The sequence below is a fragment of the uncultured Veillonella sp. genome, assembly GCF_937981445.1.
In the GTDB taxonomy this organism is placed as follows: Bacteria; Bacillota; Negativicutes; order Veillonellales; family Veillonellaceae; genus Veillonella_A.
Genome location: NZ_CALJON010000033.1, coordinates 1 through 24,734 on the forward strand (window position 1 = coordinate 1; position 24,734 = coordinate 24,734).

The following is a 24,734-nucleotide window of genomic DNA, read 5'->3' on the forward strand; positions in this document are numbered from 1 at the left end:
TCGAACCCTGGACACCCTGATTAAGAGTCAGGTGCTCTGCCAGCTGAGCTAGTGATCCATAGAACGTTACTAATTATACTCCAATACATTTTAATTGTAAAGTGTAAAATATAGAATCGTTCATTTAGCAATTAACTAGCAAAACAGTCTTTCATAATCTGCATAAACTCTTTCATCAGCCCATTCATACGGTCCTTACTAGCAAAGGCACAATAGGTTCGGTTAATACGGGCTCCCTTTGTGCATAATGGCAAGCTAGCTACTTTTTCTTTATACAAAGAAGTGCCTTCATTGCCTTCTACAATCATAAAGCCACGATTACTCAATACTAAGAGGCGCGCCTCTTCAATATTTTCAACAAAGATAAACTCGCTCGTAACGCCCACATCATTGCGATAGTAGCTAGCCTCAATATCTTGTTGCTCTTTTGAAGTAAGCAAAATACAAGGCGTATTCCTCAAATCATCTAAGTTAATACTGTCTAAGTCACTAAGGGCATTAGCTTTAGCAATTTCCACAAACATAGGATTGCGCCGCAACACTAGATTTACATAACTATCAGCAAAGGCGCGCCGTTGATCATTAAAAGCGACCTGAATCTTATCATTTTTTAACATCCAGTATAGTTCTTCATGAGTCCCACTCGTAACATGAATGGCTACATCAGGATGGCGTTCATAAAAAGTCGCTACACTCTCCTGAATCCCTGCACCAGAATAATCGCGTAAGTAGCCAAAGTATAAGGTGTCCCCCTTATCACTATGAATGCGCTTAATATCTGTGCAAAGCTTGTCATAATCGGCTAATAATACAATGCCCCGCTGATAAAATAGCTCACCTGCTGGTGTCAAGGAAAATGTCCGATTATGGCGCCATAACAGGTCTACACCTAACTCTCTCGTTCAAGAGCTCTAATTTGTTGTGAAATAGCTGATTGTGAAATATTACATGCTTCAGCAGCCTCGCTAAAATTATGATATTTTACAACAGCTAAAAAATATCGTAATTGTATCAGCATATGCTCTGCTCCTCAGTTTATACTCCTCAAATTACCAAAAATTCAGAACTAAAAGTATTGATTTATCACAAAGCCTCATAAAAAAAGGACTATTCCGCCATCTTGCGAAATAGTCCTTTCATGTCTTATTATAGATTGCCAATGCCTAAGAACCAGAAGATGGCTAAGCGAAGTAGACTTAATCCTAAAATCACTTCTACCAAGAAGTGCAATGTACCTTCCATATTTTTCCCCAGGCGGGACAAACCAGATTTATACGCAATATCGCAACCGCACATACTAACTCCTCCTATCAGACTTATGATATTTATAGCGATTGTGTGTAATCACTCATATCCTTAATTTAGATTACTATCAATTTATATATATATAATACTACAAACTATGACTTTATAACAACGTTTGAAATGAGTCCTTTATATCAATTACGCATATGATATAATTAATTAAGTGTATTTTTGAGTAATTTAGATATATCGAACTTTTTGAGTATATCAAGTAAAGGACTAATTCATGAGTATTGAAGTGTTATTATTTGAAATGATCAAACGCATTAGCATGGCCGTTGTACTGGGCCTCATTGTTTCGCAAATGCGTCTCTTTGATCGGCTAATTGCCCACAAATTATCGGCAGGAGATAAAATTATTTTCATTCTCCTCTTCTCTAGTATTGCCATTGCTGGCACCTATGCGGGGATTCCAGTAGATGATGCCCTAGCTAATTCGCGTATGATTGGCATCATGGCAGCCGGTCTCATTGCCGGCCCTTCTATGGGTAGCGCCGTTGGTATTGTATCAGGTATTCATCGCTACTCTCTAGGTGGCTTTACTGCCTTGGCCTGTGCCATTTCTTCTATTACAGAAGGGATTTTGGCCGGTCTTGTACAAAAATTCTACAAGCGCACTCCTGTGCCTTGGCCTGTTGCCTTAGGGGTAGGTTTTGTAGGTGAAATCGTACAAATGCTCATTATTTTGGTTGTAGCCAAACCATTTGACCAAGCCTATACGCTCGTAAGCGATATTGCCATTCCTATGATTATAGCCAATTCCCTAGGTCTTTCCTTATTTATTAAAATCACCAAGGATAGCTTGCATCAAAGAGAGATTCAAAAGGCCAGTCAAAATCAGAATATTTTGGCCATTGCCCGTGAAACGGTGCGCTATTTCCGCAAGGGCCTCACTCCTGAATCAGCGGCTGCCGTTGTACGCATTATTAAAAAGCACAGCCTCTATGATGCGGTGTCCATTACTGATACAGAACATGTGCTCGCCTATATTGGCGCCGAAGTAGAGCATCACGCCCCAGGCGTAGCGGCGCATTTGACTAATGTCACTATTGATTCATTAAAATCTGGTACGATTCATATAGCCTATTCACCGAAAGAAATTGGGTGCACCGTACCTAATTGTTCACTAAAAAGTGCTATAGTCGTGCCCCTTATGATTAATTCGCGTATCATAGGGTCTTTAAAGATGTACTACACTGATCCCTCTCATGTACCTGATGCCTCTGATGTAGCGTTTGCTCAAGGCCTAGCAGATCTCTTCTCTACCCAGTTAGAACTGACGGAGATTGATCGTCAGCAACAATTAGCGGAAGCTGCCAAAATGCAAACCCTACATGCTCAGATTAATCCTCATTTCTTATTCAATACATTAAATACCATTTCGTCGCTCATTCGAACGAATCCAGAGCAGGCACGGCGTTTATTGATTAAATTTTCCCAAATGTTCCGTTTCACCTTACAGTATTCGGGACGTATTATTTCCATAGAAAAAGAATGGGAACAGGTAACGGCCTTCTTAGAGATTTCCATGGCTCGTCATGGGGATAAGCTATTTGTAACCCACAATATATCGCCTGAAGTCTTTTCCTATGGCATTCCATCCTTAACCTTGCAGCCCATTATTGAAAATTCCATCAAACACGGCTTGCAACCTCGCGAAGTAGGTGGTTCCATAGCGATTGAAGGGTATCTAACTGATACAGATATTGTCTTTACTGTAACCGATGATGGCGTTGGCTTTGACAGAGACCCTAATTACTATTTAGAACATCCCCCAGAAGGTCATATTGGCCTTAGCAATGTACATCGCCGCTTGCGTGGTCTATATGGACAGCACTATGGCCTCATTGTCACATCCACACCGGAAGAAAGCACAGTAGTTACCATTCGCATTCCGAAAATTGCAATAGAAGCGTCTTAACTAAAATTGCACTAGAAACGTCTTAACTAAAATTGCACTAGAAACGTTTTAACTAAAATTGCAGTAGAAGCGTTTTAACTAAGGCGTTGTCTATACTCTAGTTTTACAAATACTCAACAAGGAGGGGCTATGATTCGAACTATTTTAATTGATGATGAAGCACCAGCACGTGATGAACTGCGGTATTTATTAACCACAAATCATGCCAATATAATCAATATAATTGGCGAAGCAGATAATGCCACTGCGGCTATTTCACTCATCACTAGAGAACAACCAGATTTAATTTTCCTAGATATTCACATGCATGGCTTGTCCGGTTTGGAGCTAGGCGAAGTGATTCATGATATTTCACCTAAAAGTAAAATTATTTTCGCTACGGCCTATGATGAATATGCCTTAAAGGCATTTGAACTACAGGCCTTAGATTATGTAGTAAAACCCATTGAAGTGGAGCGCCTAAAAAAGGCTATCCAACATGCTGAAAAGGTCCTCTACCCTAATGGCCTACCGCTAGCACCATCTGATTCTGCGGAAGGGGGCGCCAGCTCAGAGTCACCGGCGCCAGCTGATTCAGTAACAGCCGATGAAAGCACCGCTACCGCAACACCCGCAACGCCAAGTATACGAACAAATAAAATTGCTGTCGATGATGGTGCCCATATTTTACTCATCGATTTAGATACCATCTCCTATATTACTGGTGAGTCAGGTCGTCTAGAAGTGCATACCACTAAGGGCACTTACACGTCAAATAAAACCTTAACTGAACTACAAGAGCGCCTTCGAGGTACCTCCCTCTATCGCGTTCATCGCAGTTATATAGTCAATCTTAATATGGTAAGTGAAGTCGTGCCTTGGTTTAAGGGTACCTATTGGCTCCGCCTACCGCAAACGACAAAAAAAGGAACTGAGCTAATCGATATTCCCGTAAGCAAAGCCCAAGTAAAACCAATTAAGGAATTACTCGGCATTAGCTAAAGTAAATACAGCCTAAGCAAAACCAATAAAGGAGTTACTTAGGCATTAAATAGGACGCTTTTACAATAGTTTTTGTCCTATCCCCCTAAACACAAAAGGAGTTGCCACAATTGTGACAACTCCTTTTGTATTTTATTGAGGTTCATCGTAAGATTACGAAGTTTACTATTTCAATCTTGTCTCTCGAGCCTCGAGTGTATGTAACTTACCCTTACAGTGTAATGAAGCTTACGCTTTGTCAGCTTCCATTTCTTTTAAGGCTTCAGCTTCGATATCTGCTTCTGTGCGGAAGTCTTGTTTTTGTTTTGCAAGGCGAATCCAGCTACGAACTGCTTCAACCATTACAAGTGCTACTAACAAGAACATTACAACACTTACAAGAACTAACATCCATTTACCTTCAGGAATGTAGTTCCAGAATACGTTTTCATAGTCAGCCATAACTGTAATAACTGCGATGAATACGCAAGGAATAGCGGTTACCCAAGCATAACGTTTGTGACCAAGGTGCATAATTACTGTAGTACCAATAGCAAGACCCATAGTAGCAAGTAATTGGTTAGATACACCGAATAATGGCCAAATTGTACCAATGTTACCTTGAAGTACTAGGTAGCCCCATGCAAAACATACTAGGAAAGAGGAGAAGTATACGCCTGGAGTCCAGTGAGTATCTTTCATCTTAGGAATAACCATACCTAGTAATTCTTGAACCATGTAACGGCTTACGCGAGTCCCTGTATCGATCAAAGTCAAGATGAACAATGCTTCGAACATGATACAGAAATGATACCAGTAGCTCATTAAATGACTCATGCTAGGAACTTTGGAGAAGATGTGAGCCATACCTACTGCTAAGGAAACGGCACCACCTGGACGGTGCATTAAATCTTCACCAACCATTTGAGACAATTGAGGTAATTCATGAACTTGAAGACCAAGTGTGCTGAATGTTTCAGCTGTAGAGTTAATTGCGAAATAATCATTTGGATGTAAGCTTGTTGCTGCAATCAAAGCCATCATAGCGATGAATGCTTCAGTAAGCATAGCACCATAACCGATAGGAAGCATTTCCTTTTCGTTCATGATCATTTTTGGAGTTGTACCAGTGGATACAGTGGCATGGAAACCAGATAAGGCACCACAAGCAATTGTAATGAATACGAATGGAATAGCAGAACCGCTAAGAACAGGGCCACCACCATTTACATAATCAGAGAAAGCAGGCATTTGAAGAGCTGGCATTACGATAATGATACCTAATGCTAACGCGCCAATTGTACCAACTTTTAAGTAAGTGGAAAGATATCCACGAGGTGCTAATAACAACCATACTGGAAGTGCTGCAGCAAAGAAGCTGTATACAGCAAGCATGATTTGAATGGAATGACGATCCCAAGTGAAGTATGGAGCTAAAGAGGAATGAGCAACATCAGGACCGTAGATAACAGCAGCCATGATTAATACCATACCGATTACAGTAGCTTCACGGATTTGACCAGGGCGTAACCAACGAAGGTAAACACCGATGAATACAGCGATAGGAATTGTAGCACTCACTGTGAAGAAGCCCCATGGGGAGTTTTCAAGAGAGTTAGCAACTACAGCAGCCATACCAGCCATAGTGATAATCAACAAGAATAATGTTGCAAGAAGTGTACCCATACCAGCCGCTTTAGAAATTTCAGCGCGGGCAATGTCGGCAATGGATTTACCTTGGTAACGAACTGATGCGAAAAGAAGTACAAAGTCATGTACTGCACCAGCAAGTACGGAACCAATTAAGATCCAAAGTACACCTGGTAAATAACCAAATTGTGCAGCAATAACAGGACCAACTAAAGGACCTGCACCAGCGATAGCTGCGAAATGTTGACCAAATGTTACCCATTTGTTTGTAGGTACATAGTCAACGCCATCATTGATGGCAACTGCTGGAGTTGTACGATACTGATTTACAGTAAGAACTTTGGCAGCAATAAAGGCACCGTATAAACGATATGCAATCGCTAAAACGAGGGCCGATATGATAACCAAATAAAGACCGTTCATTTCCATTTGTATGAACCTCCTCAAAAATAAAATAAGTGCATCGGAAAGACTACGCTTTTAAAATTATTTATATGATTTCTTGTAGTTCTTTCATCTGTATGCATTGTAGTATGTTTTGAAATTTCCGTAAACAAAATTTCCCTGAACGGAATAAATAGGGGGTCAAATGGAAATAAAAGGGGGTAAAAAGAAATGACTTTGTGAGCTTAAAATTAATACGAAATATAATTAAATTTTTAATTAAATACCTTTTCACTATACATTAAACGTCTCACTAAGAGCCTTACTGCGCCTATCTCTCTTGATTATACAAGCCTTCATTACACTTATAAAACAAACAAGAGATATACATCATTTTAAATGATATATATCTCTTCTTATAAAACAAATATGAACTAAATATTACTTTACTCATAAGCACTTTCGTAAACAGCTAAAATGTCCTCTGTAGTAAAATTCGTATAGGACGTTGGATAGCGATTAGACGAAGCGGCAATCTTAGGCAAAGCTTCTTTAGGAATATTCACTTCCCGCAATGTTGTAGGTGCCCCAATGGATTTAAAATAGTTACGTAATGCTTCAATGCCAGCCAAAGCGAGTTCCTCATCTGAGCTAAAATCCTCACGTTTTAAGCCCCAAATATGAGTGGCAAAACGAACAAACCGCGCTACATGATCTTTATAGATGTATTTTAATAACATAGGATGCACTATAGCAAGCCCTGCCCCATGAGCAATATCATAAAAGGCTGACAAGGCATGTTCAATTTGATGGGACATCCAGTCCTGCTTTTTGCCTAGCCCCATAATACCATTAAGAGCCATCGTAGCGCCCCACATAATATTGGAGCGAGCTTCATAGTCTGTCAAATCATTAAGGGCTACAGCTGCATTTTCCATAATATTTTTGAAGGTTGCCTCTAATAAGGCATCACTCAAATTATTAGTTTCTGGTGTAGAGAAATACTGTTCCATCAAATGCGATAACATATCGCAAATACCATAAACAACCTGTTCTCTTGGCAAAGAATATGTGTACGTAGGGTCTAAAATAGAGAACTTAGGATATAGGGCATCACCATAGCCACCTAATTTCTTCTGGGCCTCCCAATCAGTAATAACACCTCGATTGTTCATTTCACTGCCCGTAGCCGACATGGTAAGCACAACGCCAACTGGTAAGGCCTTAGTTACATTTTCACGCTTTACGAACATGTGTTGCCACCAATCATAACTTTCATCAGTCAATGCTACGGCACCAATGAACTTCGAGCAATCTACTACAGATCCGCCACCTACAGCTAATATGAGGTCAACCTTGTGTTCACGGCAGAGTTTAGCCCCTTCAATTACTTTTTCTTTACGAGGATTGGACATAATGCCAGACAGTTCAACTACTGTTTTACCTGCCTTTTCAAGTTCTCCTTTTACAGCCTCGTAAATGCCATTTTTCTTAATACTGCCCCCACCATAAGTAAGCAGTACAGTGGGACCGTATTTAGGCAATTCTTGCCCAAGACTGGTTACACTGTTTTCGCCAAAATGAATCGTAGTCGGATTATAAAAAGAAAATGCTTCCATATGTTCCTCCTTTTAGCTCACTTAGCTAATTTAATAACTGTGTCCACATTATGCATCATAGTTTGACTATGGAGTGCCCTTATATGACGACCCCATCAAACCCTAACACCCCAATATAAGCAAGGCCCTACATTGTAATTTACTCATACCGCCTCGTGTCTATTTCATAAACTATATTTCGCACATAGATTACATTAGGTCTTGTAAAGGACTCTCCAAAGTACGGCAAATTGCAATCGTCAGGGATGAACTGCGGTTCAATGCACATGCCCGCATGAGGTCCGTAAGTCACACCATTCCGACCTTTCTCTTGTAGCCAATTCCCCGTATAAAATTGGTAGCCCGGTGCATTAGAATAGATTCGCAAGGTTAAGTCAGGCACCCTAAACTCACCGCAGAGCTCAAAGTTACCTGTATCAATGGCTTTGCGGCCATCGGCTAAATCAACCTCTTCGTAAGTATGACATGTATCAACTAGAAGCTCTTCCTCAGCTGTATACTTTCTCCTAAGATTAGTTACATACGCATGATTATATCCAGCTTCTTTTTGCATATAATAATGATCATACCCGCGCCATTCCGCTAAATCGGTTGCGTACTTAGCTAACTGCGTGCCGATACAAGTCCACTTAGTAAGGTCATAGAGTGTATTCTGCACCGATTCTACATCCCCTGTGGGAATTGAATGCCCCCCAAAAGGTGCTATATACGGTGCGTTCAGCCTTACTCGATGATTTCCAACAGATAAAACTCCATTTAAATTAAAATAGCTATGATTCGTAATATTCACAACTGAACTAGTAGTCGTTGTGTATGCATAACAGAGGCGCAACTCCGGTCCAACCAAGTTCGCATACAAGATCACGTCTAAATCACCAGGAAACCCATCGTCTGCACCCTTTATTTTAGTTTGCAAAGCCAAAGTTTGTGAATCCTTAGCGTCATCATTTGTAAAGACCTGGCTTAGCACCTGCCAATTTGCAAAACTCAAGCTCACGTCCCCACTATGCAATAAATTAGGCCCATTATTGGGTGTCCAAGTATATTCTGTATCCTCTATAATGGTCCGAGCCTTGCTGATACGATTGGCCACGCGCCCTACAGTGGCGCCTAAATAAGCATGACCTTGCAAATAATCCTCTAGGGTATCACAGCCAAGCACGATATTACGATTGAGGGATTTTACAATAAAATCTTTTATAATGGCCCCATAACTCAATATATGTACGGTTGCGTATTCATTACTCAATTCATATTCATACACAATCTCGCCATTAGGCAGTCGTCCAAATTCACGAGCTTTAGTCATCCTGCGCCCCCCTACTATTTTTTAATTACCCATTTTTTTACTACCTATTTTTTAACTACCTACCTTTTAATTACCTACTTTTTTATTACCCACCTATACGCCACATTGCACGTTTAGGCGTTTCCATATCCATGCCATCGTGTTTTTCGTGACGTAATTGTAAAATATCTGCAATATGTAGCGCTATATCATCAGCCGTAGCACCAGCACGTACAAGGCCCACTAAATCGGCTTCATCATCACGAAGTAAGCAAAGACGTAATTTACCATCACTAGTTAATCGTACGCGATTACAAGAATCGCAATAGGTATGACTCATAGGGAAAATAAATCCTATGGATCGTCCATTAGGCAAGGTGTAATACATAGCAGGACCAAAGCCTTTTACCTTAGACTCTGGCACTAAGACACCGCCCGTCAGGCGTTCTAATTGCGCCTTCCACTCCTCAAACGTGGGGCCTCTAAAAGCATCCCCTTGAAAGGGCATATACTCAATAAAGCGCCATACAACGGGCCATTTTTCAATATAGGCTAATAATTGGCGAACCACATCATCTGACATGGCCTCCATGAGCACGGTGTTAATTTTAACTACATCAAAGCCTGTAGCAATAGCCGTTTCAATGCCGTCTACTACAGGGCCTAATTGACCAACACGGCCCGTCCGATAATTAAAAGTCTCTTCATCAACCGCATCAAAGCTAATATTTAAACGCTGCAGACCTAAATCATGAAGGTCTTTGGCCCGCTCAGTTAGCAAACTACCATTGGTTGTCATAGATATATCTGAGAACCATTGGCGCTCTTTTAGGCCTTTTAAAAGCTCTTCAAGATGCGGATATAATAATGGTTCCCCACCAGTGAGTCGCACGGCTTTAATGCCTAGTTTGTAAAATGCTTCTAAAATTACGAGCCATTCAGCAGGGCTCAATAGATTCGTCTGACTCTGTGCCGTAATAATCTCAGGCCGGCAATAGGGGCAGCAGAAATTACACGCCTCTGTGAGCGATACTCGTACATATTCAATTGTGCGGTTCCACGAATCCTTAACCATATCTACCTCATCATCTTATCCGATGCGTACTTCATCATTTACTTTAATCATGCCACCTACTATAACTTTTGCAAAAATCCCCTGTGTAGGCATGATACAAGACCCTACTTGCTTTTGGATTTCGCAACCAGAATGACATTCCTTGCCGATTTGTGTCACTTCAAGCTCAACGGCCTGTTCAGCATTACCAATATATAATTTTGTTCCTATAGGCAATTCGTATAAAACAAGGCCTTCTACTGTAATATTTTCTGCAAAATCGCCAGGATTTACATCCGCTCCTTTGGCGCGCATTAAATCAATACTTTGAATACCTAAAAGACTAATCTGACGATGCCAATTACCCGCATGAGCATCCCCTTCCATACCAAAATCAGGGATTAATTTAGCCTCCGGAATATTATGTTTCTTCTGACCTTTTCTTTCACTTATAGAAATAGCAATTACCTTTGCCATACAATATCCTTTCTTCTGCGTTTATCCATTTATGGGCGCAACATATATAATCACAACATATATGAGCCCCACATATATGAGCACAACATATATAGACGCAGCATATGTAATTGCACCATATGTGATTGCAACATATGTGAACGCCATTTATGGGCTCGATACAAAATGTAATATGTAACAAATACTACCTAACTAAGTATGACATTATTACCTAGGCCCTGTATGTTGCTCTTGCAACAATAAATGGTAAACCCCATTTTAATATGAAATTAAAGTATACCAAAAAAGTTAATTCTTTAGATTTTATTATACCACTAATTACTTTTATTAAATACCTACTAAAAAATAAATCTGCATGCCGTAGATAGTAAATGATACCTACAACACACAGATTTACTTGCCTTCATATACAGCTTGCTAGTAATCCATACTATACAAACCGATATATGCTTATATACATTTTTTTGTATTTTATTTTTATTCTTCTTCAATATCCTTGGCTTCGCCAAAACCATTGAACACAAGGTTTAAAATAACGGCCGTTAGGCTCCCTAAGGTAATGCCACTGTGAAGAAGTACAGCCGTCCAGCTTGGGAAATTATGGTAGAAGTTAGGCTCCGTTAATGTTACCATACTCATACCAATACTCACAGCCACTAGCATCAAATTATAATTGCCATCAAAATTAACTTTAGACAAAGCGCGAATACCGCTAGCAATAATCATACCGAACATAGCAAGGCCGGCACCGCCCAATACTGCATTAGGAATGCAAGCTACAATAGCGGCCATTTTAGGAACTAAACCAAGGACTACTAAAATAAGCCCTGAAGTAGCCACTACGAAACGGCTTTTAACACGTGTTACCGCGATAAGACCTACGTTTTGTGCAAATGCTGTATACGGGAAGCTATTGAAAATGCCGCCCAACATCGTAGAAAGACCATCAGCACGCAAACATTTCGCCAGGCCCTTACGCCCCATTGGTTTGTCTACAATTTCACCAATTGCTACACAGTCGCCAGTAGTTTCTACCATAACTACGATCATGACAATAATCATGGAGATAACAGCGCTAATATTAAATGTTGGATAGCCAAAAGAGAATGGCGTAATCACACCAAACCAGTTTTCTGTAGCCACTTTACTAAAATCTACAACACCTAATAAGGTAGCTATAATGGTGCCGCACACAAGGCCAATTAATACAGAAATATTACTCAAAAAGCCTTTGCAGAATCGATACACCAAAATAACAATAGTCAGGGTAATAAAGGCGAGCATTAAATTCATAGGGCTGGCAAATTCCGGCGAATTCGGATTGCCATAGCCACTAATCCAGCGCACCGATACAGGTAATAAAGTAATCCCTATAATCGTAATAATGGTGCCTGTTACTACTGGCGGGAAGAGGCGAATTAAGCGACTAAAATACGGCGCAATTAAAAAGGTAAATAGGCCGGCTGCAATAATGGCCCCATAAATGGCTGGCATGCCCCCTTGTTGGCCAATAACAATCATAGGCGTAACAGACGCAAAGGTAACCCCTTGAATCATTGGGATTCGTGCGCCTACCTTCCAAAAGCCTAATGTTTGGATTAACGTGGCAATACCACAAGTAAATAAATCCGCATTAATTAAGTGAATCAATTGTTCGGCTGTTAAGCCAAGTTGTTGCGCCACAATAATTGGCACCGCTACGGCCCCTGCATACATGGCCAATACATGTTGCAAACCATAAGCAAAGAGTTGCGTCGGTGGCAACATTTCGTCAACTGGATGAACTGTCTTAGTCTCCACATCGACGACTTTGGTTTCATTGTCGTTCATAATAACCCCCATGTAAAACCTACACATCGTGAAAACCTATTAATACCTATTCATTCTATCTTATGTACTCAACTAATGACAAGGGTATTTCTTATATTATTTGGTTATAATGATAAGAACATTTATTAACAATTCATTTTTTAATGTTCGGATTCTTGGTAAATTCCTTTATACTTTTACGTAAAATTAGTTCTCCTATTTTGCGTAAAATTAATTCTCCTATTATAATAAAATTGTAATTATTATATTTTTTAATTTCATATATGTTTTGTTATTTTAGGAGTGTTTCCATGAAACGAGTACTGACCTTTTGCCGCTATGTTGGCAAGGAACTCATTAATGACTACAATCGTCATAACATTTCCCGTCTATCAGCGGAAACGACGTATTATCTTATTTTATCCATTGTTCCTTTTTTAATTATCATATTAAGTGCTATTACAGTCTTTTTAAATCATGACCTAGACACTATAAAAGAGGCACTCATGCTCTTGCCTCCAGAATCACAATCGAGCCTATTGAGCGTTATTGATGTGCTCGCCGAAAACCAAAGTAATACCCTCTTCTCGGTGAGTATTATCTTTGCCTTTTGGACCTTAGCGCAAAGTACCAAGTCCTTAATCAATGCCATCAATACAATCTTAGGCTTAGACGATCTAGAAGAATCCTTCATTAAAATGATTACGAAGGCCCTCTTCTTCACCTTTATCGGTGCTACCACAGGCTTTATGGGGCTCGTCCTCTCCGTATATGGCCAATCCTTTTTAGAATTATTTGGTGAAATGCTCGCCATCCCAAAACCAGTTATCAAATGGGGTTCTACCCTCGCTACTTGGTTGCCTTTGGCCTCTATGTGGGTTTCCTTATCTCTATTTTATCACTATGCACCGCGTCACAAAACAGATTGGTCTATTCCTTGGCGCCGCGCCTTTATTGGGGGCTTCATAGGCACCATTTTATGGCTGCTCCTAACTATTGGCTATCGCGTCTATATTACCGATATTGCTGGTGGCGGCTCGGCCAATTATGGACCGCTCGTAGGGATTATGATTCTCTTTATTTGGTTGAACTGGTCCGTCCAAACAATTCTCGTCGTCGGTAGCATTATTCATAACAATAATTTTATTTCCTATATTGAAGCCTTTAAAAATCAGCGTAAAACAAAGGACGAATAAATGAGTCCCCTATTAATCATTTGAAAGGAACCCAATTAATGGAATTTTCCACCTTATTTTATTTTTTACTCTCATCCATAGCCCTCACCATTATGCCGGGGCCAGACAATTTGTACTTATTAGCCAAAAGCATTGGTGACGGAGCAAAGCAAGGTGTTATCCTTGCAGGTGGTCTTGCTAGCGGCATTATCTTTCACACCGCGCTAGTTATCTTTGGCGTAGCAGCGGTCATCGCTAGCACACCTGAGGCTTTTTTAATGTTGAAATACTTAGGCGCGTTCTATCTTTTTTACTTAGCACGCCAAGCCTATTCTACAAAACCTCGCCCTACAAATAATGTAGAAACAAAGGCAAAATCTAAGCCTAATACAGCAAATTCAAATAACAGTGTTACTGACACACACAATTCAGCCACAACTAACAATACAGCCAAAACTAGCCATGCAGCCAAGCCTAATACGGCTAGTCATGTAATAAAAACTAGCGCGGCAAGCAAGATTCCTACAACAAGTGGCCTTGCTACATACCGCAAAGGGCTTTTCATGAATATCCTCAATCCTAAAGTATTGTTATTCTTTCTTGCCTTCTTGCCTCAGTTCGTAAATCCAGCCGGTCCTGCGCCAGCCTTTCAAGTGGCTCTATTAGGCTTTATCTTTAGCCTCCAAGCATTCCTCATTTTTTCTGCCATCGCAATTAGCGCTGGTAAATTGAGTCACTTCCTCAACCAAAGCGAAGAACGCCAAATCATTATGAACAAAATCCAAGGCCTCATCTTAATTATTATTGGCGGACTCCTACTGTTCTTTTAAAATCATTCTATTACTTTTCTTCTTTTAAGCTTAATCATTTACATTTCTTCGTTTACATTCGTTTGTTTACATTTGTTCTTTTAGATTCTTTCTTTTACTGTTTTAATGTATTCGTTTGCACGTGAACTTTTATCGTAAAAAGTTCACCACTTACTAGCAGGACAACAGTCACTCCTTGCCCTGCTTTTTAAATTGACAGTCAATGTTCCCCTTGTTATAATTATTTAGTATCATTGGACTGTTGTTCATAGCATCAAAAACTATTTTAAAAACATGCTAAAACAACCAGATGTACTATATGCGCCTATAGCTCAGGGGATAGAGCGCCGGTCTCCGGAACCGGGTGCGCAGGTTCGAATCCTGCTAGGCGCACCACTGATGTTTACTGACTTTTTAGAAATAAAATATTAGAAAAAACAGATTTGTCAGCCAATTTGTCAGCCAGTTTTTTAAAAAAAGGTAGAAAATGAACATTCATTTTCTACCTTTTTTGTTACCCTAAATTTACTTTACATAGCGCTTCACAATATAAGCACCAGTTACTGCTCCAGTAATAATCCCTTTAACAACTTCTTTATCTATATCAATAAGAAAATATGCACTAAGTAAAGATAACCAAATTACAAGATCCAATACTTTCATACAAAACTCCTTTATTTTACAAACGTCTCATACCAAACCACTGCGCCTCGCGATCCCAATATAATTGCAAGGTCAAATCGGTGGCCACTTTGCTTTCATAACCATATTTAGCTCCTGGCGGCATATACTCATGTTCACTAGTCAAGATAAACCGTCCCGTTGCATCGCCATTGGTTTCAGTTTTAATACGATGCCAACGATCTGGCGTATATCCCATAGTAGCTAAGCTATCTAAGGATACATAGGTTACCCATTGTCCATTACGTTTACCGATGAGCCAATAGCCACAATTTTTACCATGGGCCCCTACATCAGCAATAATTTCATAAAAAGTACCTTTAGGAAGTACTGCATACACAGGGCGAATTACAAAACCTACGCCCCCTCTAGCGCCATCATAATTAATAAAGGACATAATATCCTTTTTGCCATCTGCACTCATTAATTTTAAAGTGCCATTTTTTAAGTTCACAAATTTAAGCTGCTCATTATCTTCTGTAAAATAAAATTCCTTAGTATCCATATATAAAATAGCTTTATCTGTAGATGATAAAAAACCGCGTTCTATTGATCCATTATAATTGGCAGGAGGTTGAGACGTTGATTGCACCATCCCTTGGGCCGTTGATTGTACTATGCCTTGAGCCGTTGGTTGCGCCATCGCTTGAGCCGCATCAACTGCCGCCGAATTCATTAAGACCATCGGCACCATAGCTGCACTCCCCAATATGAGCGTAGCACCCCATATTTTCCAATACTTCATATACTCCACGTCCTTCCCTATAATTAACACCACATTACTTACACTATATTGCTTACACTATACGGCTTACGCCTCGTCATCACTCCACCATATAGCCTGCACTACATTTTCAATGAAAACCTATCCATTTCGTTGAAAACCTATTAATTTTATTGTAACATAAAATAAAAACTAAATTTCACCTTTTATGAGGTCGGAATCAGAAAAATCAAAACCCAGCAAAGATATTAATTCGGCTTAACACGTAAATTACTAAAACATATACTTAAGGGAGGCTACATGGGGATTATAATTTTACTCTTATCAATCATTGCCTATGGTTTTATAGGTGTTGTTATGCTGCGCCTATTATATGATATGTTAGAATTATTAGGATGGCATCAATTATTTCTTCAGCCCTTTATTATCAGCAGTTTAGAGTACCTTCACATTCCTGTAGAAAGAACTTTTATCGTAGCTGCTTGGGTTCTATTATTTATACTTAGCTTTATCCTGATTTTTCAATTACCTTTTGTTCACAGTCTATTCTTAACATTTCAAAATGTTCATAAACCAGACGGTGCTCTAGGCAAGTATTTACAAAATGCTTGGCATGATGTATGTCGCCGTGCCAATGTAAATCCCCAAAATTATACATTGTATGTACAAGACAGCCATATACTCAATGCATTTGCGTATGGACACAATCGTGTCATCGTTATGACAGGTCTTCTTTCCTTTCTCAACGAAACAGAACTTCGTGGCATTCTAGCTCATGAGTTAAGTCATTTAGTCCATCACGATACGACCTATAGTTTAACCTATGTAGCCGTTCAAATAGCGTATTCCTTTTTCATAAAAATATTTATTTGTTTCAATAATATTCTTGCTGCTATTTATAATGTGTTACGCTTCATTCCTATTATTAATTTAATTGCCTTACTCTTTCTCTTTCAGATAAAAATTTTAAATTATCTTATCCTATTCCTACAGTCCATAGTGCACTATCTATTTATGTTTTTAAAACCCTTTGGATCGCGAAGAGATGAGTATAGAGCTGATGCATTTGCCCATAAGCTAGGCCTTGGTGAAGCACTCGCAGCTGCACTGAGTAAATTATCGCCCTATTCGTATGATGCGCCTGGTGTATTCAATCAACTCCTCGCTTCTCATCCGCCTATACATAAACGCATCACCCGTTTACAAAAATTAATTGCAACAAAATAAATCTAGCGAACTAAAAGCTATTGTACTCTAATGTACGCCTAGTACGCTACGTCCAACCATAGTTTTCATGCAGTTTTTATGCTGTGTTTTATACATTTTTTAATCTAAATTTATTTTAATCTATTTTTTAAGAAAGGATACTCCTATGAAATTTTCTAATTCAGACATTATCAATATCTTCAATTTCCGTTATGCTTGTAAAAAATTTGATGCCCAGAAAAAGATTTCTGAAGCAGATTTTAACACGATTTTAGACTCAGCTCGTCTCTCGCCAAGTTCCTTTGGTTTTGAACCATGGAAGTTTTTAATCATTGAAAAACAAGAGCTAAAAGATAAACTCTTCCCTATTTCCTGGGGCGGACAAAATAGCCTTAAAGGCGCTAGCCATTTTGTCATTATCTTAGCCCGCAAAAAAGCTGATATGGTAGTTGATTCACCATATATTTCTCACATAATGAAAGATATTAAGCATATGCCTGATGATATTGTAACTATGATGCGTCAAGCCTATAGTAATTTCCTAGGAAATGATTTTAAAATTCTCGAAGATGAACAAGCTATGTTTGATTGGGCTAGTAAGCAAACGTATATTGCCCTCGCCAATATGATGACCGTAGGCGCTATGTTAGGCATTGATTCTTGCCCTATTGAAGGATTTAATCTAAAGGCTGTAGAAGAGCTCTTAGCCGCTGAAGGCCTCCTCGATTTAGACCATTTCGGCGTATCTGTAATGGCTGGCTTTGGCTATCGTGATGAAGAACCTCATCGTGAAAAAACACGCCAACCTTTACATGATATTGTTCAATGGGTTAAATAGTACACCCCTATTATAGCTAATCAATGTGGCTAACACTGTTTGACTACCTAACAGGTATAGCTAAGCCTGTTCTCTAAGTTAAAAATTATATATAGTATTAAAGACTGCAGTAAATGCCTGATACTTTTGCATTTATTGCAGTCTTTTTATTTAAACTTAATGTATTATATTTTAAGTTTGCTTTTCAAACATTTTTAAACTACCTTACCCTATAAACATTATGTTTTGGATTTAATTTCAACAGTCCGTGAAGCTACGGCGTCTTCATCTATTGTGGCTATTAATCCGGTATCATTCAGTAAATCAAATAAGGATGAAGCTAATACATCTTTTACAACTGTAAACAATGCTCGGGCCCCCGTTTTATGATGAATAGCCTCTTTGGCAATGGCTGTATACCCCTCATCAGTTACACAAAGCTCATTGCCCATGGATTCAAATAATTGTTTATACTCCCGAATGACACTATGCTTAGATTTTTTTAATATATCTACTAGCACATGGTCAGTCAAGTCTTCATAGCAAATGCGCCATGGCACACGCCCAACTAATTCTTCCATAAAACCATAATTAATAAACGCTTGGTCACTAATATTGGGTCCCATATGATGCTCCTGAGTATGCCCCTTTTCATCAGTTCCTATTTTATTCGAGAAGCCCACGGGTCTTGCTGACTCTTGCTTATTAAATCCATTGAAAGCACCCATGAGAAGAAAGAGCATATTATCAGTGCGAATATATACGCGGGGAAATTCTTTAATCTGTACTTCTAATGTTGTGCCTTCTATAATTTTTAACAAATCCCCTTGATATGCCGTTTCAAAAACTTGATAGTCTGGACTTGTTTTACGATCAATATGTCTTTTATCAAACTCATCTAAACAAATAATCGCACTCTCTGCTAAATCAACAATTTCATCAATCGTGTCACGTGTTAATTCTGTAACATTAGATTTTAGAAAGGCCTGACGGAAAATCTCCTCCCCTAATTCGTTGAGATTTTTACTACCACGCCATCCATTAGCTGTATATTGTAGGGAGTTTAACATAATAATAGGGCATTTTATCTTAGCACACTCCCCTAAAGCACGCAGTGTTTCCGTCTTACCCGTACCAGTTGAGCCCATAATAAAAGCATTCTCTTTACCTTGTAAGGCTACATCATGTGTTTTGTTATATTTCCAGCAATTTAAATGAAGAGAGACTAAGGTGGCAATCTGTTTTAAGGCCAAATCTTGCCCTTTTACATATAATTGCATATGATTATATAATTTCTGTGCGCGCACTTAGATACACTCCTTTCATCACGTCCTATAGTCACTATATGGACAATATACAATTTGTACTCTATTGTGTCAATATATCCCTACGTTACCACCCTATTACGTTTCCTGCTGGATTCACTGTCCCATAAAACTAACATCCTACAGTATTAACCATCCTATAGTATTTAATGCCTACACGATTACTAATCTCCCGACTAATAAACATGTAATACAAAAAAACGAGCCTCTCATAGGAAAGACTCGTTTTATATTTTAATTTATTTTGTAGAATAAACACAATTATTAATCATGTTTTAATTGCTTGTTGCCGATACCTGTCTTTCTAAAAATAGTAAAGCAAAGACTTAAGATAATGGATACTACAGTAGCCAAGCCCATACCTTGTAACACAACAGGACCTAAGGTTACTTGTGCACCACTTATACCCGTAATAAGTACAACGGAAGTAAGGATTAAATTATCAGGTCTTGTATAATCTACCTTGCGTTCCACTAACATGCGCAAGCCAGACGCAGCAATAATACCAAATAGTAAAATACTTACGCCCCCCATAACAGGTACGGGAATGGCATGAATCACAGCGGCCACTTTACCGATAAAGGAGAATACAATGGCAAGAACAGCGGCACCACCAATAACATATACGCTGAATACACGAGTAATAGCCAATACGCCGATATTTTCACCATAGGTTGTATTCGGTGTAGCACCAAAGAAACCAGATAGAATATTGGCAATCCCATCGCCTAATAAAGAACGTTCAAGACCTGGGTCTTTCATTAAGTCACGACCCACAATATTACTCGTTACCACCAAATGCCCTACATGCTCTGCAAACACAACAAACAAGGCCGGCATAATCATAAGAATGGCATTGATATTGAATTCTGGTGAAGTCATATGAGGTAAGGAGAACCACGCTGCATGTTCAACATTTGTAAAATCTACAACGCCCATAATGGCAGCTAATACATACCCAGATACAACACCAATTAATACAGGAATAACGGAGAAGAATCCACGAAATACAACGGTCCCTAAAATCGTAATACAAAGGGAGAACATGGAAATCGTAATGACTTGGCTATGCGTCATACCTAAGGACTGCCAAGAATCACCAGTAATCCCTGCCATGCCCATGGCTACTGGTGCCAATTCCAACCCAATAACGGCTACGATGGCGCCCATAGCAGCCGGTGGGAATAAAACATCAATCCAGCCTATACCAACAAATCTAACGATGAAGGACAAAACTACAAAAGCAATACCAAAGGCAATAAAGCCCCCCTGTGCTGCTTCATAAGGCATACCTGCGGCCATAACGGATAAAACAGGGGCAATAAAAGCAAAACTTGAGCCCAAGTAAGATGGTATTTTTCCTTTACAAATAAATAAGTACAAAATAGTGCCAATACCATTCATAAATAAGGCCGTAGCTGGATCAGCTTTTAGTAAATAAGGTACTAATACCGTGGAGCCAAACATGGCAAATAAATGTTGAAAACTAAGGGGCAACATGGCCGCATTACTGGGCCGCTCAGTGACATCAATAAAGTCTTTCATCGCCTTGTAAATCCTTTCTTACACAGTTAAACCTACGCATTAAAACTTACACACTTAAGCATGCGCGTTAAAACCTACACACTTAAACATACACGTTAAAACCTACACGCTTAAACTTAAATATTAAAACTTACACACTTAAAATTTAAGAAATAAAATAAATCAACCTCAAACAGGCTTCCCCTCAAACAGAACTATCTTCCATTACGATTTACCTCTATTTTACCTCTAATAGAATTATCTACCAAGAGTATTACGCCTAATAAAGCTTATCCTCGATTAGACGGAGCAAAACGACTGCGCGTTTCTTCTCGCAATGATGGAATATGTCCAGCCACGCCAATCTTCTTCTTCGCCAAGGCCGTGCGATGAGCAATATTAAACAATATACAAATGGCAACCACATTCATAAATAATGAAGACCCACCATAGGAAACGAAAGGCAATGGCACCCCAGTAACAGGAAATACGCCACAGACCATAAGCATATTAAACACAGCCTGCCCACCAATAATAAAGGTAATCCCAGTGGCTAATAATTTGCCATAATAATCCTTCGCATTGCTAGCAATTCTAAAGCCATAAATGATAAACAAGCCCACCATGGCCACGAGCACAAAGGAACCAATTAGACCGGTTTCCTGTGCCCATACAGCAAAAGCGAAGTCTGTATGCGCTTCTGGTAAATAATAGTATTTAGCCGTCCCCTGGGCCACCCCTTGTCCGAGTACACCACCGGAGCCAATGGCTACCATACTTTGCACCCTCTGATAACTTAAAGATTGAGCATATTCCCAAGGGTCCCACCAGGCTTTAATACGAGCCCAGCGATAGTCTGAATATCTAATTCCCAACCCCGCCGGAATAGCTAAGACAATGCATAAACTAATAAATGAGATCCAGCTCTTTCGTGATAAGCCGCCTACCATAAATAATATAATAGGCAAAACTAAAATAAGGGCGGCCGTCCCTGTATCTGGTTCAATTAATGTTAGCAGTGCAAACACAATGGGCATATGCAAGGCCTTAGCTAACACCGGTGTATTGCCACCAACCATAAATTTCGGCCAGGAAAAAGGCCATTTATAAGAACTGTTTTCAAACCAAGCGAGGCCTTTCTTTTGTACGCGCCGCTGCAAGTCAATATAATGGGCCCCTAATAAAATCGCTCCTAATTTGGCAAATTCTGAGGGCTGAATGGACACGCCGCCAAAGCGAATCCAGCGCTGCGCCCCATTAATTACATCCCCTTTTATCATAACGGCAATAAGTCCCGCTATGATAAGGGCCGTAAATCCATATAAAATTTTAGAGTTTCTAAAATGTGTATAGTCTATGCGATATGCAAAATAACCAGCAGTAAACGATATAGCTAAATATATGGCATGTTTAAAATAAAATGATTCATACCACACAGCTGTATCCGCGGCCCCAATCATCGTAGCACTATAAATATTGAAAAATCCAATCCCGATCCATACGAAACTGCATAGTACAGCTCCTTGAAGGTCACTGCGAATAATATGGGTCCTCCAATATTTAATCGCTGCTTGTACCATACTAAGCATAGGCTTACGCCTCCTCTGGCTTAATTGCTTCCAATCTAAAAATTGGCTGTCCTTTTTGGCTAAACTTTTCTTCATACTCAGTTTTTACATTTGGCAAATCAGTGCTATGTAAATCATAGGTTACATTTTTTAAAGTCCAACCAGAATTTTTAAATTCTTCCAAGGAGAATAAGAACAGACCTTCATTATCAGTTTTAAAATGAACTTCCCCTGCTGGTTTAAGAAGGCGTGCATAGCGATCTAAAAATGTATGATAGGTTAAACGACGCTTTGCATGACGTGCCTTTGGCCAAGGATCACAGAAATTAATGTAGAAGCGATCCACTTCACCAGGCTCTACAATATTTTCAATCCCTGCAATGTCAAACAAGGTAACACGTGCATTCGGTGCAGCCTGTTCAAAAATCTTTTGTGCCGCATAGTATAATACACCTAATTGTACTTCAAAGCCCAAAAAATTGGCCTCTGGATGCGCTTCCGCCATGCCGGCAATAAAACGTCCTTTACCAGTGCCAAGCTCCATATATAATGGCTTTGTAGGGTCTTCAAATAGCTGTCCCCACTGCCCTTTATGCTCTTCATGATTCTCCAATATAACATGAGAACTATACTCGTGAATTGCTTCATCAATCCATGGTTTTCTACGTAATCTCATAGTCTCTCCTTAAAAAATATACATCTAAAATTATTATAAAAAAGGTTTTATCTAGTAGTCAATCATCGATTACAGGTAAAACCCTATTTCTATAAATGCACTATTTATCATTGTACCAACAATTGTAAGGACTTTCAATATAAACAAAAAAACTCCCCCAAAACCATCGCAGATCCTTTAGTTATACTGCTGGTTTTGAAGGAGTTAATTTCTACTACGTTTCTATTACTTTTCCTTGCTCTTGATTACCTTCTGCTCTTAATTGCCATCTACTCTTGATTGCCTTCTACTCTTGATCGCCTTCTATAATATATGGCTTTCGATGGTATATGATTATCTATCATTTATTTTCTTGTAACCACTGCAAGGCATATTGCGCATACATAGCAGCCCCCATAGGCAAGGCTGATTCATCAATAGTAAAGAAATTACTGTGATGTGAATGCACTGCATCAATAGCTGGATTTGCAATACCGAAGAATGCAAAGCAGCCTGGTTTATCTTGCATGTAATAAGCAAAATCTTCTCCGCCCATTGTTTTTTGCATTGGCACTACCGCCTCTTCACCAAAGAGGGATACACCTACGCGATGAGCAAGCTCCGATGATACAGGATCATTAATAGTTGGCGGCACCATCTGTCTAAAGGATGCCTTTGCTGTGGCGCCATAGGCATGCGCTGTATCTTCCACCATACGCCCCATCATAGTACGTAGTTCATCACCAATTTCAGGTTTAAAATAACGCGCCGTTCCTTCTAGTTTAGCAGAACCGGAAATAACATTATACCTTGTGCCACTTGTCATTTTACCAATCGTAACAACCACTGAGTCTAATGGATTAAAATGGCGGGACACCAAAGTTTGTAAATTCATCACAATAGCAGAGGCTACTACAGTGGCATCAACAGTTAAATGCGGTTGTGCCCCATGGCCAGCTTTGCCTTCAATTTCAATATTAATTTCTAACGCTGCCGCCATGCGTTCCCCTGCTTCAACAGATAGTTTACCAGCCGGCAAATCAATCCATATATGACCACCAAAAACAGCATCAGTTTCTTCATACCAAGTGCCAAAACGCTTCATGTATTCGGCTCCTTCTGCACTTTCTTCAGCAGGCTGGAATACTAAATATACTTTCCCTTCAATGGAGTCTTGCAGCGTTTTTAAAATCTTAGCAGCCCCTAAAAGAACTGACATATGACCATCATGTCCGCAGGCATGCATCTTACCTTCATGTTTTGATTTAAAATCAAAGCCTGTTTTCTCTAATACATTTAAGGCATCAATATCAGAGCGCAACATAATTGTCTTACCTGGCTTTGGGCCTTCAATCCAGGCTACAATGCCTGTATTTTTTTCACTATTAATGGTGTAAGGAATGCCCATTGTATCCAACTCACGGGCTAAAAATTTTGTAGTCTCTTGCTCTTCAAAACTTACTTCTGGATATTGATGTAAATAACGACGCCACTCAATAATTTGTGGCCCCAATTCACTTTGTAATTGCTTAACAGCTTCTACTGTAGGAGATACTGAATGTTCAGTGCCCATATATAACCCTTCTCTCTTTATACAATCTGTACAAATATATGTGTATAATTCATGGTAAAACACTTGGATATAAATGTCAAATCTACACAACCAGTCCCTCGCTACATAAGACAACAAAAAAGCGAACCTCTTACGAAGTTCGCTTTCTTTAAGTTTGGTGGACGATGACAGGATCGAACTGCCGACATCCTGCTTGTAAGGCAGGCGCTC

At 39.4% G+C, this 24,734-nt stretch carries 22 protein-coding genes and 1 tRNA gene; 7 read left to right on the forward strand and 16 right to left on the reverse strand.

What is annotated here, in order from left to right:
* Positions 1-131: 131 nt before the first annotated feature.
* From Q0376_RS05455 to Q0376_RS05465, 3 genes are all read right to left on the reverse strand, one after another.
* The gene (locus Q0376_RS05455) at positions 132-851 is read right to left on the reverse strand and encodes a substrate-binding domain-containing protein (RefSeq protein ID WP_298705001.1); all 720 of its coding nucleotides are present in this window, start codon (positions 849-851) and stop codon (positions 132-134) included.
* A gap of 38 nt (positions 852-889) precedes the next feature.
* Positions 890-1,018, reverse strand: a complete 129-nt coding sequence (locus Q0376_RS05460; protein WP_298705003.1) for a LysR family transcriptional regulator — start codon at positions 1,016-1,018, stop codon at positions 890-892.
* 128 nt (positions 1,019-1,146) lie between these two features.
* Entirely contained in the window at positions 1,147-1,296 is a 150-nt protein-coding gene (locus tag Q0376_RS05465) for a hypothetical protein (protein WP_298705005.1), read from the reverse strand.
* Between the two features lie 235 nt (positions 1,297-1,531).
* Between Q0376_RS05465 and Q0376_RS05470 the strand changes: the two genes are divergently transcribed.
* Entirely contained in the window at positions 1,532-3,226 is a 1,695-nt protein-coding gene (locus Q0376_RS05470) for a LytS/YhcK type 5TM receptor domain-containing protein (protein ID WP_298705007.1), read from the forward strand.
* 129 nt (positions 3,227-3,355) lie between these two features.
* The gene (locus Q0376_RS05475; protein ID WP_298705010.1) at positions 3,356-4,207 is read left to right on the forward strand and encodes a LytTR family DNA-binding domain-containing protein; all 852 of its coding nucleotides are present in this window, start codon (positions 3,356-3,358) and stop codon (positions 4,205-4,207) included.
* Positions 4,208-4,435: 228 nt separating this feature from the next.
* Here the strand turns inward: Q0376_RS05475 and Q0376_RS05480 are convergent, their stop codons facing one another.
* The 6 genes from Q0376_RS05480 to Q0376_RS05505 all read right to left on the reverse strand — a co-directional run bounded on the left by Q0376_RS05480 (position 4,436) and on the right by Q0376_RS05505 (position 12,425).
* On the reverse strand, positions 4,436-6,265 hold the full coding sequence (locus Q0376_RS05480) for a carbon starvation protein A (RefSeq protein ID WP_298705012.1): 1,830 nt from the start codon (positions 6,263-6,265) through the stop codon (positions 4,436-4,438).
* 401 nt (positions 6,266-6,666) lie between these two features.
* Positions 6,667-7,839: an iron-containing alcohol dehydrogenase gene (locus Q0376_RS05485; RefSeq protein WP_298705014.1), complete on the reverse strand. Its 1,173-nt coding sequence runs from the start codon at positions 7,837-7,839 to the stop codon at positions 6,667-6,669.
* A gap of 139 nt (positions 7,840-7,978) precedes the next feature.
* Positions 7,979-9,148 carry an aldose epimerase family protein gene (locus Q0376_RS05490; protein ID WP_298705016.1) on the reverse strand — a complete coding sequence of 390 codons (1,170 nt, stop codon included), beginning with the start codon at positions 9,146-9,148 and terminating at the stop codon, positions 7,979-7,981.
* Positions 9,149-9,233: 85 nt separating this feature from the next.
* Positions 9,234-10,202 carry a GTP 3',8-cyclase MoaA gene (gene moaA, locus Q0376_RS05495; RefSeq protein WP_298705018.1) on the reverse strand — a complete coding sequence of 323 codons (969 nt, stop codon included), beginning with the start codon at positions 10,200-10,202 and terminating at the stop codon, positions 9,234-9,236.
* A 15-nt stretch (positions 10,203-10,217) separates the two neighbouring features.
* Complete coding sequence (locus tag Q0376_RS05500) at positions 10,218-10,658, reverse strand: MOSC domain-containing protein (RefSeq protein ID WP_298705020.1); 441 nt, start codon at positions 10,656-10,658, stop codon at positions 10,218-10,220.
* Positions 10,659-11,135: 477 nt separating this feature from the next.
* Positions 11,136-12,425 carry a nucleobase:cation symporter-2 family protein gene (locus Q0376_RS05505; protein ID WP_298705043.1) on the reverse strand — a complete coding sequence of 430 codons (1,290 nt, stop codon included), beginning with the start codon at positions 12,423-12,425 and terminating at the stop codon, positions 11,136-11,138.
* Positions 12,426-12,778: 353 nt separating this feature from the next.
* On the opposite strand from Q0376_RS05505, the gene Q0376_RS05510 reads away from it, so the two are divergent.
* The 3 genes from Q0376_RS05510 (at position 12,779) to Q0376_RS05520 (ending at position 14,847) form a co-directional block, all read left to right on the forward strand.
* Complete coding sequence (locus Q0376_RS05510) at positions 12,779-13,663, forward strand: YihY/virulence factor BrkB family protein (RefSeq protein ID WP_298705021.1); 885 nt, start codon at positions 12,779-12,781, stop codon at positions 13,661-13,663.
* A gap of 20 nt (positions 13,664-13,683) precedes the next feature.
* Positions 13,684-14,472, forward strand: coding sequence for a LysE family translocator (locus tag Q0376_RS05515; protein ID WP_298705023.1), 789 nt, complete (start codon positions 13,684-13,686; stop codon positions 14,470-14,472).
* Between the two features lie 300 nt (positions 14,473-14,772).
* Positions 14,773-14,847: transfer RNA gene (locus Q0376_RS05520), tRNA-Arg, on the forward strand.
* A gap of 129 nt (positions 14,848-14,976) precedes the next feature.
* On the opposite strand, the gene Q0376_RS05525 is transcribed toward Q0376_RS05520, so the two are convergent.
* Together Q0376_RS05525 and Q0376_RS05530 are read right to left on the reverse strand one after the other, a co-directional pair.
* Positions 14,977-15,114, reverse strand: coding sequence for a hypothetical protein (locus Q0376_RS05525; protein WP_298705025.1), 138 nt, complete (start codon positions 15,112-15,114; stop codon positions 14,977-14,979).
* Positions 15,115-15,130: 16 nt separating this feature from the next.
* Positions 15,131-15,877 carry a hypothetical protein gene (locus Q0376_RS05530; protein ID WP_298705027.1) on the reverse strand — a complete coding sequence of 249 codons (747 nt, stop codon included), beginning with the start codon at positions 15,875-15,877 and terminating at the stop codon, positions 15,131-15,133.
* 279 nt (positions 15,878-16,156) lie between these two features.
* Between Q0376_RS05530 and Q0376_RS05535 the strand changes: the two genes are divergently transcribed.
* The gene (locus Q0376_RS05535) at positions 16,157-17,083 is read left to right on the forward strand and encodes a M48 family metalloprotease (RefSeq protein WP_298705029.1); all 927 of its coding nucleotides are present in this window, start codon (positions 16,157-16,159) and stop codon (positions 17,081-17,083) included.
* A 145-nt stretch (positions 17,084-17,228) separates the two neighbouring features.
* Positions 17,229-17,900, forward strand: coding sequence for an NAD(P)H-dependent oxidoreductase (locus tag Q0376_RS05540; protein WP_298705032.1), 672 nt, complete (start codon positions 17,229-17,231; stop codon positions 17,898-17,900).
* A gap of 218 nt (positions 17,901-18,118) precedes the next feature.
* Here Q0376_RS05540 and Q0376_RS05545 read toward each other — a convergent pair whose 3' ends face one another.
* The 5 genes from Q0376_RS05545 to Q0376_RS05565 all read right to left on the reverse strand — a co-directional run bounded on the left by Q0376_RS05545 (position 18,119) and on the right by Q0376_RS05565 (position 24,524).
* Positions 18,119-19,186, reverse strand: a complete 1,068-nt coding sequence (locus tag Q0376_RS05545) for an AAA family ATPase (protein ID WP_298705033.1) — start codon at positions 19,184-19,186, stop codon at positions 18,119-18,121.
* 282 nt (positions 19,187-19,468) lie between these two features.
* Positions 19,469-20,749, reverse strand: coding sequence for a uracil permease (gene uraA / locus Q0376_RS05550; RefSeq protein ID WP_298705035.1), 1,281 nt, complete (start codon positions 20,747-20,749; stop codon positions 19,469-19,471).
* Between the two features lie 269 nt (positions 20,750-21,018).
* Positions 21,019-22,317: an FtsW/RodA/SpoVE family cell cycle protein gene (locus tag Q0376_RS05555; RefSeq protein WP_298705037.1), complete on the reverse strand. Its 1,299-nt coding sequence runs from the start codon at positions 22,315-22,317 to the stop codon at positions 21,019-21,021.
* A gap of 4 nt (positions 22,318-22,321) precedes the next feature.
* The gene (gene trmB / locus Q0376_RS05560) at positions 22,322-22,972 is read right to left on the reverse strand and encodes a tRNA (guanosine(46)-N7)-methyltransferase TrmB (RefSeq protein WP_298705039.1); all 651 of its coding nucleotides are present in this window, start codon (positions 22,970-22,972) and stop codon (positions 22,322-22,324) included.
* Positions 22,973-23,312: 340 nt separating this feature from the next.
* Entirely contained in the window at positions 23,313-24,524 is a 1,212-nt protein-coding gene (locus Q0376_RS05565; RefSeq protein ID WP_298705041.1) for a M20 family metallopeptidase, read from the reverse strand.
* Between the last annotated feature and the right edge of the window lie 210 nt (positions 24,525-24,734).